This is a genomic window from Streptomyces sp. NBC_00572 (assembly GCF_026341815.1).
Classification (GTDB): domain Bacteria; phylum Actinomycetota; class Actinomycetes; order Streptomycetales; family Streptomycetaceae; genus Streptomyces.
On record NZ_JAPENX010000001.1, the window covers coordinates 838,974 to 850,866 of the forward strand.

Genomic DNA, 11,893 nt, shown 5'->3' on the forward strand with positions numbered 1-11,893 from the left:
ACGTCGCGCGACTGACAGCCGACGGGCACTCGGGGCTAGGGTCGCGCGTTGAGAGGCTTGGAACACCTGTCCCAATTGTCATGAACAGTCTTGCAGAACGTCCGGTACCAGGAGGCACCTCGATGTCGGTCCCCCAGCCCACCGCCACAGAGCGCGGTGAGCACATTCTCGCCGTCTTCGACACCGCCTTCGGCGAGCTCCTCGCCGCCGACCCCGCGGCCTTCCGCGTCAAGTTCCGGAAGATGGCCGGCTCCGCCTTCGCCTTCTACCGGGGCACTGCCTGCCTGTTCTACGCGGACCTGGAGCGGGAGGCCCACGGCGGCCCCTACCTGGACGAGCGGACCGGCCGGGTCTGGATCCACGGCGATCTGCACGCCGAGAACTTCGGCACGTACATGGACGCCAACGGACGGCTGATCTTCAACGTCAACGACTTCGACGAGGCGTACGTCGGCCCCTTCACCTGGGACCTCAAGCGGCTCGCGGCCTCGCTCGCCCTCATCGGCTACGCGAAGGCGCTGAGCGACGAGCAGATCACCCACCTGGTCCGGATCTGCGCCGCGGCCTACCGGGAGCGGATCCACGCCCTCGCGACCGGCGCGAAGAACGACGACCTGCCCCCGTTCACGCTGGACACGGCCGAGGGCGCGCTGCTCGACGCGCTGCGCGACGCCCGCTCCATGACCCGCTTCGGGCTCCTGGAGTCGATGACGGAGATCCGGGACTTCGAGCGCCGCTTCTCCGCGGGCGGCGGCGCGATCGAGCTGGACGCGGCCGCCCGGTACAAGGTCCTGGCCGCCTTCGACGGCTACCTGGAGACCCTGCCGGAGTCCAGCCTGTCCCGCCCCGACTCGTACCGGGTCAAGGACGTCGTCGGGCGGCGCGGCATCGGCATCGGATCGGCCGGCCTCCCCTCGTACAACATCCTTCTGGAGGGCAACAGCGACGCCCTGGAGAACGACGTCGTGATCTACCTCAAGCAGGCGCAGACCCCGGCGGTCTCCCGCCATGTGACGGACGCGGCGGTACGGGAGTACTTCCGGCACGAGGGCCACCGCACCGTGATCTCGCAGCGGGCGCTCCAGGCGCACGCCGACCCGTGGCTGGGCTGGACGGAGCTGGACGGCGCCGGGCAGCTGGTCGCGGAGGTCTCGCCGTACGCGGTGGACCTGGACTGGTCGGACATCGACGACCCCCAGGACATCGCGGCCACCGTCGCCGACCTGGGCCGGGCGACGGCGACCATGCACGCGGCGGCGGACGAATCCAGCGGGCACTCGCTGGTGCCGTTCTCGACGGAGCGGGCCATCGACGCGGCGATCGCCGCCGACGAGGAGGGCTTCGCGGACCTCCTGGTGGACTTCGCCCACGCGTACGGGGCACGCGCGCGGGCCGACCACCAGATCTTCGTGGACCTCTTCCGCAACGGCCGGATCCCGGGCCTGTAGGGACCGCCGGGACCGTCCACAGACTTCCTTTAAGGACGTCTTACGGACCGGCATGGGAGACTCGCCGACGATGGACATGGCAGGGACGCAGCTGAGGGCGCTGCGGGCGGCGTTCTTCACGGCACTGGTCGTGACGCTGTCCGTGGCGTCCCACGTGCTGCTCTCCCGCGTGCCGCTGCCGCTCGGGACGGTCGCCCCCGTCGCGGTCGGCGTCTTCGCCGTGGCGTACGCCCTGGCCGGCCGCGAGCGGGGCCTCGGCCCGATCGCCGGTCTCCTCGTCCCGCTGGAGCTGGCGGCCGACACGCTCTTCACCAGCGGCCAGGTGATCTGTTACGGCGCCGCCGGCGGGCCGGTCGCCGGTTCGCTGCGCGCGGTGGGCGTGGACGTGTTCTGCGGCGGCGCCGTGGGAAGCCCGCTGCCCGGCGTGGCGGCCCCCGAGAGCGGCACCGCGGCCGCCCTGCTCGACTCCCCCGACCCGGCGCTGCCCTGGCTGCTGCTCCTGGCGCATGTGGGCGTCGGGCTCTTCGCGGCGGTCTGGCTGCGCGGCGGGGAGCGGGCGCTCGCCCGGCTGCTCGGCGCGGTGTCGGCCTTCGCGTTCCGGCCGCTGCTCCTGGTGGCGGCCTTCTTCCGTACCGGTGGTCCGGCGCCGCGGCGCGCCGGGCGGCCCGCGGGACGGCCCCGGGCCTCCCGCAACCGGCTCCTCACGCACTCCGTGGGACGGCGTGGACCGCCGTGCCCGAGCTTCGCTCTCGTCTGAGCAGCGCAAGCACACAGGCACGCGGTTCCCCCTTTCCTCCTCACTCCCACGGAGATCACGATCATGAGTGCACGCAACAACCAGGCCAACAAGGCTGCCGCCCGCGAGCGTCTGCGCGTCGAGCGCGAGCACCAGGCGAAGAAGGACCGGGCGCGCCGCCAGCTCGTCGTCGGCGTCTCGGCCGTGGCCGTCCTGGCCGCCGCCGGCGGCATCGGCTACGCCGTGGTCCAGTCGAACAAGCCCTCCCAGTGGGAGGAAGCGGCGAAGGCGACCACCGTGACCGCCCCGAAGAACACCACGGGCACGAACGGCACGACCGTCGTCGTCGGCAAGTCGTCCGCGAAGAAGACCCTGGAGCTGTACGAGGACTCGCGCTGCCCGGTCTGCGCGACCTTCGAGCAGTCCGTGGGCTCCACGGTCGAGAAGGACGTCGAGGCCGGCAAGTACAAGATCAAGTATGTCGGTGCCACCTTCATCGACGACGCCGCCACGGGCGAGGGCTCGAAGAACGCCCTCTCGGCACTCGGCGCCGCCCTGAACGTGAGCCCCGACGCCTTCCTGAAGTACAAGGGAGCGCTGTACTCGGCGGACTTCCACCCCGAGGAGAACGACGACAAGTTCGCCAAGGACTCCTACCTGCTGAAGGTGGCGGACTCGGTACCGGCCCTCAAGGGCAACGCCGAGTTCAAGAAGAACGTCGAGAACGGCACGTTCGACGCCTGGGCGATGAAGATGTCGAAGGCCTTCGACGAGAGCGGTGTGACCGGCACCCCGACCCTGAAGATGGACGGCAAGCCGGTGACGGTGGCGGGCTCCGACAACCCGCCGATGACGCCGGCCGAGTTCACCACGGCGATCGACACGGCCCTGAAGGGCTGACGGCCGGGTACCCGCCTTCGCCGCCCCCTGGCCCGGCCGCCCCACGGCGGCGGGTCAGGGGCCGAAGGGCAGCATCCGGGGCCCGGTGGCCCCGCGCCGGGAAGGGGCTCGTACGAGGATCCGTCGCGACCTCGGGGCAAAGGTCCGACGAACTTCGGGTAAGAGGCTCCCAACCCGCCGTACCCGCCAGTAATCTGACTGCCTGTGACCAGTCGTTTCATATCTCCTGCCCCCAGTCGGCGCACGGTCGTCAAGGCCGCCGCCGTCACCGCCGTCGCCGCGCCCGCCCTTCTCGGCGCGGCCTCCACGGCCCACGCGGCCCCCGGGGCACCCGCGTTCCTCCACGGCGTCGCCTCCGGCGACCCGCTGCCCGACGGCGTCCTGCTCTGGACGCGCGTCACCCCCACCCCCGAAGCCGTGCCCGGTTCCGGCCTCGGCCCGGACCTCCAGGTCGGCTGGGAGCTCGCCGAGGACCGCGCCTTCGCGCGGGTCGTGGCCTCCGGCACGACCACCGCGAGCGCCGGTTCCGACCACACGGTGAAGGCCGACGTCCGGGGCCTGCGCCCGGCCACCGCCTACTGGTTCCGCTTCACCGCGGGCTCCACCGTCTCCCCCACCGCACGCACCCGTACGGCTCCGGCCGCCGATGCCGCCGCGCCCGGTGTCCGCTTCGGCGTGGTCTCCTGCGCCAACTGGGAGGCCGGCCACTTCTCGGCGTACCGCCACCTCGCCTCCCGCGCCGACCTGGACGCGATCCTCCACCTCGGCGACTACGTCTACGAGTACGGCAGCGGCACCTACCCCGAGGCGAAGTACACGGTCCGGCAGCACGAGCCGCGCCACGAGATCGTCTCGCTCGCCGACTACCGCACCCGGCACGGCCACTACAAGACGGACGCCGACCTCCAGGCGCTGCACGCGGCCCACCCGGTCGTCGCCATCTGGGACGACCACGAGTTCGCCAACGACGCCTGGTCGGGCGGGGCAGAGAACCACACCCCGGGCGCCGAGGGCGACTGGGCGGCCCGGGTCGCCGCCGCCAAGCAGGCCTATTTCGAGTGGATGCCGGTCCGCACCTCCACCGAGGGCACGGTCTTCCGGCGGCTGCGCTTCGGCAAGCTGGCCGATCTGCACCTGCTCGACCTGCGCTCCTTCCGCTCCGCCCCGGCGAAGACGGGCAGCGGTTCGGTCGACGACCCGGAGCGGAGCATCACGGGCCGCGCCCAGCTCGACTGGCTCAAGTCCGGGCTCGCGGGCTCGGACGCGACCTGGCAGCTGGTCGGCACCTCGGTGATGATTTCGCCGGTCGCCTTCGGGGCCCTGCCCGCCCACCTCCTGGAGCCGCTCGCCGAGCTGATGGGCCTGCCGAAGGAGGGGCTCGCGGTCAACGTCGACCAGTGGGACGGGTACACGGACGACCGCAAGGAGCTGCTCGCGCACCTCACCTCGCGGGCGATCCGCAACACGGTCTTCCTGACCGGCGACATCCACATGGCCTGGGCCAACGACGTGCCGGTGAAGGCGGCCACCTATCCGTTCTCGGCGTCCGCCGCGACCGAGTTCGTGGTCACCTCGGTGACCTCGGACAACCTGGACGACATGCTGCACGTGGCCCCGGGGACGCTCTCGGTGGTGGCCGCCGGAGCCGTCAAGGCCGCCAACCGGCATGTGAAGTGGGTGGACATGGACCACCACGGCTACGGGGTGCTGGACGTGACCGCCGAGCGCTCGCAGATGGACTACTACACGGTCTCCGACAAGACGGACCCGGACGCGACGACGGCCTGGGCGCGCTCCTACCGGACGCTGAGCGGAACGCAGCGTGTCGAGCGGGTGTACCAGCCGGTGCGCTGAAAGTTCCCCTGCGACACCGAGTTGACGCTCTAACGACGATTTTCAGCCATGATCTCTTCTGTTAACGGGAGATCACATCGCTACGGCGGGTGGCCGGATTTGTAGATCGAATCCGGACACACCACCCGCCTCCGTCACCCCGACTGTTACGTCGGCGTCTCAAACCCCGGAATCGGCGCAAGAATTTCTTCCCGATGACCCGAATTGCCCCACGAATGATTGGGCTTGATCACTCCTCAACAGTGGCTGACATGGACGCGTAATCTCCCCGGCGTGGCGGAGGAAGTTCCTCCCCCCACCCCCCACGAGGAGTCACCATGCGTGCTCTTGCCCGTATATCCCCGCGTATGTCACGTCGGATGCTCGGTACGGCTGTCATGGCCGGAACCCTGGCCCTTGCCCCGCTCTCCGCCCCGGTCGCGAGCGGCACCACCACCGCCACCCTGGCCGGCGCCTCCGTCGAGGAGTGCGCGGACGACGCCGGCGCCCTCTCCGGCGCCCGTAAGGCGCGCGGCGCCGACAGCCACGCCGCCGAGCCGAACGAGGTCACGGCCGCCAAGGCCGCGGCCATGGACGCCGACTTCAAGAAGAAGCTGTCCGCGGCCCGTTCCGAGGGTCGCCTCAGCGCCTCCGCCGAGTCCGGCGCCGCCGCGGTGGTGAACATCCCCGTCTACTTCCACGTCATCCACTCCGGTACGACGGGCAAGCTCTCCGCGACGGCGATCACCAACCAGATGAACGTCCTGAACGCGGCCTACGCGGGCCAGGGCACCGGCAATGTGAACACCAACTTCCAGTTCACCCTTGCCGCGACCGACTACACGGACAACGCGTCCTGGTACAACCTGTCCTCCGGCTCCACCGCCGAGAAGCAGATGAAGCAGACCCTCCGCAAGGGCGGCGCGGGCGCGCTGAACTTCTACACCGCCAACCTGGGCGGCGGCCTCCTCGGCTGGGCGACCTTCCCGTCCTCGTACGCCTCGCAGCCGTCCATGGACGGTGTCGTCGTCCTCGACGCCTCGCTCCCGGGCGGTTCCGCGGCCAACTACAACCAGGGCGACACCGCGACCCACGAGGTCGGCCACTGGATGGGTCTCTACCACACCTTCCAGGGCGGCTGTAACGGCGCCGGCGACTCCGTGGCCGACACCCCGGCCGAGAAGAGCCCCGCCTACGAGTGCCCGACCGGCCGTGACTCCTGCGCCTCCAAGGCCGGTGTGGACCCGATCCACAACTTCATGGACTACACGTACGACGCCTGCATGTACCAGTTCACTTCCGGCCAGGTGACCCGGATGAACGACTACTGGACGGCGTACCGCGGCTGACGGAACGTCCGAGACACAGGTGTGGCCCCCGGGGAACTCCCCGGGGGCCACACCCCGTTCCTACAGCCCCTCGACGAAGCCCAGCGCCACCGACCAGGTCCGCTCGGCCGCCTCCTCGTCCCAGTCGGGCAGCTCCGGGTCCGTGTACACGTGCCCCGCGCCCGGGTAGCGGTAGATCTCCACGTCCGCCCCGGCCTTGCGCATCTGGAGGTACCAGGAGGACAGCCAGTCGTGCGTCTCGAACGGGTCGGGATCGGCCACGTGCAGCTGCACGGGCAGCTCGTCCACCGAGGCGGTCTCCGCGAGGTCCGAGGTGCCGTGGAAGAGCAGCAGCCCGCGCGCCTTCTCGTCCCCGAGCGCCAGCGTCTGCGCGATCGAGGCCCCGAGGGAGAGACCCATGTAGACCAGGCCGCGCTCGGAGTACGGGGCGGCGGCGAGCACCGCCCGCTTCAGCAGCTCGTCCTTGCCGATCTCGTCCCGGAGCGCCACACCCTCCTCGACCGTCCCGACCGTCCGGCCCCCGTAGAGGTCCGGGGTCCAGACCTGGTGCCCGGCGGCACGGAGCCGCTCGGCAGCGGCCTCGACGGAAGGGGTCAGCCCGTAGGCCGAGTGGAAGAGCATGATGTCCATGCGTCCCATCCTGCCACCCGGCCCACGGGACTCCGGCCCCACCGCCCGCCGCGTCGACCACCTCCCCACCTGACGCCGCCCGCCCCCTCACCGCATGCTGCGCACGTCCAGATGCCGCAGCACCCGGTCCACCACCTCCGGATCGGCACCCGGCTCGCTGCGGGCCGAGAGCACCTCGTGCCGGGCGGCCGACATCAGCTCCCGCTGGATCCGCTGCACCGCCTTGAACCGCTTCGTCCGCTCGACGAACGCGGCCCGCCGCTCCTCGTCGACCATGTCCGGACTGATCCGCGCCCCGATGTCGTACGCCCCGCGCAGCAGGCGCTCCTGGACCTCCTCGGGCAGCTCCTCGACCTCCTCGATCTCCTTGAGCCTGCGCCTGGCGGCCTTCGCGGCGCGGATGGCGAGATCCCGCTCAAGGGCCCGCTCCGCGTCCGCGTCGGCCCGCACGCCGAGCCGCTTCACCAGCCAGGGCAGGGTGAGGCCCTGGAAGACGAGAGTGGCGATGATCACGCAGAAGGCGATGAAGACGATCTCGTCGCGGCCGGGGAAGGGCGAGCCGTCGTCGGTCCGGAGCGGGATGGCGAGCGCGAGCGCCACCGAGGCCACGCCGCGCATCCCCGCCCACCACATGACGATGGTCTCCCGCCAGCTCGTCGGGATCTCCTCGTCGACATCCCGGCGGGTGTGCAGCCGTTTCGCGAGCCAGGTGGCCGGCAGCAGCCACAGCAGCCGGACGCCGACGACCACCCCGACGACGGCGGCGCCCCAGTCGAGCATCTGCCAGCCGCGCCCCTCGGCCACCCCGAAGACATGCACGAGTTCGAGGCCGATGAGACCGAAGGCGATGCCGGTGACGAGGGTGTCGACGATCTGCCAGAAGGTCTGGCCGGCGAGGCGGCCCATGACGTCGTCGGCGTCGGCCGCGTGCTCGGCGAGGAAGAGGGCCGTGACCAGGACGGCGAGGACGCCCGAGCCGTGCAGCTCCTCGGCGAGGACGTAGCTCACGAAGGGCACGAGGAGGGTGAGGCCGGTCTGCAGGGTGGCGTCGCCCAGGAACCCGATGAGCTTGTTGGCGAACCAGCCGAGCGCCAGGCCGAGGACCAGGGCGACCACGGCGGAGAGGAAGAGCTGGCCGACCGCCTCGGGCCAGGAGAAGGAGCCGCTGACGGCCGCGGCGATGGCCACGTGGTAGAGCACGATCGCGGTCACGTCGTTGAAGAGCCCCTCACCCTCCAGGATCGACACGAGCCGCCGCGGCAGCCCGAGGGAGCCGGCGACGGCGGTCGCCGCGACCGGGTCGGGCGGTGCGACGAGGGCACCCAGCGCGATCGCGGCGGCCAGCGGAAGACCGGGCACGAGCGCGTGCGCGACCGCGCCCACGGCGGCCGTGGTGACGAACACCAGGGCGACCGCGAGCAGGAAGATCGGCCGCTTGTTGGCCGCGAACTGACGCCAGGAGGTGCGCTGCACGGAAGCGTAGAGGAGCGGCGGCAGCACCAGCGGGAGGATGAACTCCGGCGGGACCTCGACGTTCGGCACGAAGGGCAGGAGGGCCAGCGCGATCCCGATGAGGGTCATCAGGACGGGCGCGGGCAGTCCGAGCCGGTCGCCGAGGGGAACGGTGAGCAGAGCGCCGAGCAGCAGCAAGAACAACAGGGCCAATTGATCCACGGCCACACCCTGCCACGTATGTCCGTTTTAACAGCGACTGCCCCCTGTGTGCACCCGTGCGCGGCGGGTGCTACAGGGGGCAGGGGACGCCGTCGGTGGCGCGGAGGTCCTACAGCGAGCGCCTCATCGCCCGGTGCGGCATGTCCGCGTCCGGGAACTCGGGGCCGTACGCCTCGTAGCCGAGCCGCTCGTAGAAGCCGAGCGCGTGGGTCTGCGCGTGCAGGTCGACGGCGGTCAGACCGCGCTCGCGCGCCACGTCCTCGATGCCCCGCACGAGCGCCGCGCCGACACCGAGGCCGCGCGCGGCCTCGGAGACCGCGAGCCGGCCGAGCGAGCCCACCGAGACGTCGGCGCCGGTCTTGCCGGCCGCGTCCGCCCCGAAGAGAAGCCGGCCGGTGCCCAGCGGCAGCCCGTCCTCGCGCACCGCGAGCACGTGCACGGCGGTCGCGTCGTACGTGTCGTACTCCAGCTCCTGCGGAACGCCCTGCTCCACCACGAAGACCTCACGGCGGACCGCGAAGCAGGCCTCGCGGTCCTCGGGGCCGAGCGCCTCACGGACGCTGTACGCGGTGGTCACTGGCTCTCCGCCGCGATCCGGTCCAGGGCCTTCTGGAGGTCCTCGGGGTAGGTGCTGGCGAACTCGACCCAGGAGCCGTCGCCCGGGTGCTCGAAGCCGAGGCGGACGGCGTGCAGCCACTGCCGGGTCAGGCCGAGACGCTTGGCGATCGTCGGGTCGGCGCCGTAGGTGAGGTCGCCGACGCAGGGGTGCCGATGGGCGGACATGTGCACCCGGATCTGGTGGGTGCGGCCCGTCTCCAGCTTGATGTCGAGCAGCGAGGCCGAGCGGTACGCCTCGATGAGGTCGTAGTGCGTGACGGAGGCCTTGCCGTCGGCGGTGACCGCCCACTTGTAGTCGTGGTTCGGGTGTCGGCCGATGGGGGCGTCGATGGTGCCGCTCATCGGGTCGGGGTGGCCCTGTACCAGCGCGTGGTAGCGCTTGTCGACCACGCGCTCCTTGAACTGGCGCTTGAGCGAGGTGTACGCGTACTCCGACTTGGCGACCACCATCAGACCGGAGGTGCCGACGTCGAGGCGGTGCACGATGCCCTGGCGCTCGGCGGCGCCGGAGGTGGAGATGCGGTACCCGGCGGCGGCGAGGCCGCCGATGACCGTGGTGCCGGTCCAGCCGGGGCTGGGATGCGCGGCGACACCGATCGGCTTCATGATCACGACGATGTCGTCGTCGTCATGGATGATCTCCATGCCCTCGACGGGCTCGGCGACGATCTGCACGGGCGCGGCAGCGCCGGGCATCTCGACCTCGAGCCACGCGCCGCCGCTCACCCGCTCGGACTTGCCGACGACGGAGCCGTCGACCTGGACCTTCCCTGCGGCGGCCAGCTCGGCCGCCTTCGTACGGGAGAACCCGAACATACGGGCGATGGCGGCGTCGACGCGCTCGCCCTCCAGGCCATCGGGAACGGGCAGCGTGCGGATCTCGGGACTCGTACTCACTCGTCGAGTATGCCTTGCCCGGGAGGTACTCCGTCCGGGCAAGGGCTTCCGGCGAGATCCGGCCCGCCCGGGATTCAGTCCTTGTGGACGGTGCCGTCGGGGTCCAGGCCCCGGAACGACAGGATCACGATGAGGATGCCGCCGCAGACGATCGCCGAGTCGGCCAGGTTGAAGACGGCGAAGTGCGCGGGGGCGATGAAGTCGACGACCGCGCCCTCGAAGACGCCCGGCGAGCGGAAGATCCGGTCGGTGAGGTTGCCCAGCGCACCGCCGAGCAGCAGCCCGAGCGCGATGGCCCAGGGCAGGCTGTAGAGCTTCCGCGCCAGCCGGATGATCACGGCGATCACGGCGGCGGCGATGCAGGTGAAGATGATCGTGAAGGCCTCGCCCATGCCGAACGCCGCACCCGGGTTCCGGATGGCGTCGAAGCGCAGCAGATCGCCGACCACCTCGATCGGCTCGTGGCCCTCCAGCTTGGCGACCACGAGCATCTTGCTGCCCAGGTCGAGGAGGTAGGCGAGGACGGCCACGACGAACAGGGCGACGATCCTGCGCCTGCCCCGGGGCCGCTCCTCGGGAGCGGCCGTACCGTCGTCGGGCGCGGCCGACCCGTCGGCGGCCACCGTCTCGTCGGAGGCGGCCGGCTCCTCGGCCCCTGCTGAATCCGGCGTACCGATGATGCGCTCCGCCTCTGCCACGTGAGTGAATCCCTCGACCTCGATGCCTGACCGTGCCCCGAGGGTACGGCACAGGCGTACGAGACCGGCAGCCGAGATCGTCAGCCGCGCCGCTCCTGTCGCTGCTTGTCCTCGACGCAGAGCGTGGCCCGGGGGAAGGCCTGCATCCGCGCCTTGCCGATCGGCTTCCCGCACACCTCGCAGAGGCCGTACGTGCCCGCGTCGAGCCGTTCCAGGGCGTGCTCGGTCTGTTCCAGCATCTCCCGGGCGTTGGCCGCGAGGGCCAGCTCGTGCTCGCGCGTGATGTTCTTGGTGCCGGTGTCGGCCTGGTCGTCCCCGGCGCCGTCGCCCGAGTCCCGCATGAGGCCGGTGAGCTCCTCCTTGGAGTGCGCCAGCTCGCTGCGGAGCCGCAGCACCTCGGACTGGAGCTCGTTACGGGCCTCGGTGACCTCGGCCGGGGTCCAGGGGTCCTCGCCGGGACGCACGGCGAGCTCGCCGGTACGGGCGGGAGGCACGGCGGCCTCGTCCCCGGCGGTCGTGACGCCACCCGCGGTCTTCTTCGCTGCCACCGTCCTGGCTCCTGTCTGCTTCTTCGCGGCGGGCGCCTTCTTGGCGGCCGCCTTCTTCGCCACTGCCTTCTTGGCGGGCGTCTTCCCGGCGGCGGCCTTCGGGGCGACCGTTCCCCCGGCGTCCGGCTCCGCGGCGACCGATGCGTCGGCGACCGCCTTCTTCCCAGCGGTCTTCTTCACGGCGGCCTTCTTCGCGACGGTCTTCTCGGCGGGGGTCTTCTTCAGGGGGGTCTTCGCGACCGTGTGATGGTCGACCGGCTTCCCGGCGACCGTCGTCTTCTTCCCGGCCACGTCCTTGGCGACCTCGGCCGAACCGGTGGAACCGGCGGCCGAGGTCCTCTTCGCGGCGGTCTTCTTCGCCACCATGTCGCGGCCCCTTCACATTTTGTGATCTTGCTCGCGAATCGTGCTGGGACGATAAATCGGCCCAAGGCCCGCGGCAACGGGGCACGCCGCCGTTCCCACCCGCCCCCGCACCCCTCGGGGCAGGCCTGCCTCCGTTGTGCCCAGCTCCCCGCCGGGTAATCGCTCCCACCCCTCCCCCACATGGCCGCACACCAAG

Annotated in this window: 11 protein-coding genes; 5 read left to right on the forward strand and 6 right to left on the reverse strand. The window is 71.2% G+C overall.

All coding sequences use genetic code 11. The annotated features are described in order from the left end of the window. Window positions 1-122: 122 nt before the first annotated feature. From OG514_RS03890 to OG514_RS03910, 5 genes are all read left to right on the forward strand, one after another. The gene (locus OG514_RS03890; RefSeq protein ID WP_266890822.1) at window positions 123-1,448 is read left to right on the forward strand and encodes a DUF2252 domain-containing protein; all 1,326 of its coding nucleotides are present in this window, start codon (window positions 123-125) and stop codon (window positions 1,446-1,448) included. 70 nt (window positions 1,449-1,518) lie between these two features. Further along, window positions 1,519-2,205 (forward strand): hypothetical protein, encoded by a 687-nt coding sequence (locus tag OG514_RS03895; protein ID WP_266890823.1) that lies wholly within the window; start codon window positions 1,519-1,521, stop codon window positions 2,203-2,205. A 63-nt stretch (window positions 2,206-2,268) separates the two neighbouring features. After that, on the forward strand, window positions 2,269-3,084 hold the full coding sequence (locus OG514_RS03900; protein WP_266890824.1) for a thioredoxin domain-containing protein: 816 nt from the start codon (window positions 2,269-2,271) through the stop codon (window positions 3,082-3,084). A gap of 204 nt (window positions 3,085-3,288) precedes the next feature. Next, window positions 3,289-4,938 (forward strand): alkaline phosphatase, encoded by a 1,650-nt coding sequence (locus tag OG514_RS03905; RefSeq protein ID WP_266890826.1) that lies wholly within the window; start codon window positions 3,289-3,291, stop codon window positions 4,936-4,938. Between the two features lie 317 nt (window positions 4,939-5,255). Then, the gene (locus OG514_RS03910) at window positions 5,256-6,266 is read left to right on the forward strand and encodes a zinc metalloprotease (protein ID WP_266890827.1); all 1,011 of its coding nucleotides are present in this window, start codon (window positions 5,256-5,258) and stop codon (window positions 6,264-6,266) included. A gap of 60 nt (window positions 6,267-6,326) precedes the next feature. On the opposite strand, the gene OG514_RS03915 is transcribed toward OG514_RS03910, so the two are convergent. The 6 genes from OG514_RS03915 to OG514_RS03940 form a co-directional block, all read right to left on the reverse strand. Further along, on the reverse strand, window positions 6,327-6,896 hold the full coding sequence (locus OG514_RS03915; protein WP_266890829.1) for a dienelactone hydrolase family protein: 570 nt from the start codon (window positions 6,894-6,896) through the stop codon (window positions 6,327-6,329). Between the two features lie 87 nt (window positions 6,897-6,983). Beyond that, window positions 6,984-8,570 carry a Na+/H+ antiporter gene (locus OG514_RS03920; protein ID WP_266890831.1) on the reverse strand — a complete coding sequence of 529 codons (1,587 nt, stop codon included), beginning with the start codon at window positions 8,568-8,570 and terminating at the stop codon, window positions 6,984-6,986. 109 nt (window positions 8,571-8,679) lie between these two features. Further along, window positions 8,680-9,147, reverse strand: a complete 468-nt coding sequence (locus tag OG514_RS03925) for a GNAT family N-acetyltransferase (RefSeq protein WP_266890833.1) — start codon at window positions 9,145-9,147, stop codon at window positions 8,680-8,682. Further along, complete coding sequence (locus tag OG514_RS03930) at window positions 9,144-10,085, reverse strand: RluA family pseudouridine synthase (RefSeq protein ID WP_266890835.1); 942 nt, start codon at window positions 10,083-10,085, stop codon at window positions 9,144-9,146. The genes OG514_RS03925 and OG514_RS03930 overlap by 4 nt, the downstream gene beginning before the upstream one ends. Before the next feature lie 74 nt (window positions 10,086-10,159). After that, a complete protein-coding gene (lspA, locus tag OG514_RS03935; protein ID WP_266890837.1) occupies window positions 10,160-10,783 on the reverse strand; it encodes a signal peptidase II in 624 nt (207 codons plus the stop codon). Between the two features lie 80 nt (window positions 10,784-10,863). Next, entirely contained in the window at window positions 10,864-11,697 is an 834-nt protein-coding gene (locus OG514_RS03940; RefSeq protein WP_266890839.1) for a histone H1-like repetitive region-containing protein, read from the reverse strand. Window positions 11,698-11,893: the final 196 nt, after the last annotated feature.

Excerpts from the sequence above, each read along its gene's own strand:
- OG514_RS03890 (WP_266890822.1), top strand. The coding sequence starts at position 123 with ATGTCGGTCCCCCAGCCCACCGCCACAGAGCGCGGTGAGCACATTCTC.
- OG514_RS03940 (WP_266890839.1), bottom strand. The coding sequence starts at position 11,697 with ATGGTGGCGAAGAAGACCGCCGCGAAGAGGACCTCGGCCGCCGGTTCC.
- OG514_RS03895 (WP_266890823.1), top strand. The coding sequence starts at position 1,519 with ATGGACATGGCAGGGACGCAGCTGAGGGCGCTGCGGGCGGCGTTCTTC.
- OG514_RS03910 (WP_266890827.1), top strand. The coding sequence starts at position 5,256 with ATGCGTGCTCTTGCCCGTATATCCCCGCGTATGTCACGTCGGATGCTC.
- OG514_RS03900 (WP_266890824.1), top strand. The coding sequence starts at position 2,269 with ATGAGTGCACGCAACAACCAGGCCAACAAGGCTGCCGCCCGCGAGCGT.
- OG514_RS03915 (WP_266890829.1), bottom strand. The coding sequence starts at position 6,896 with ATGGACATCATGCTCTTCCACTCGGCCTACGGGCTGACCCCTTCCGTC.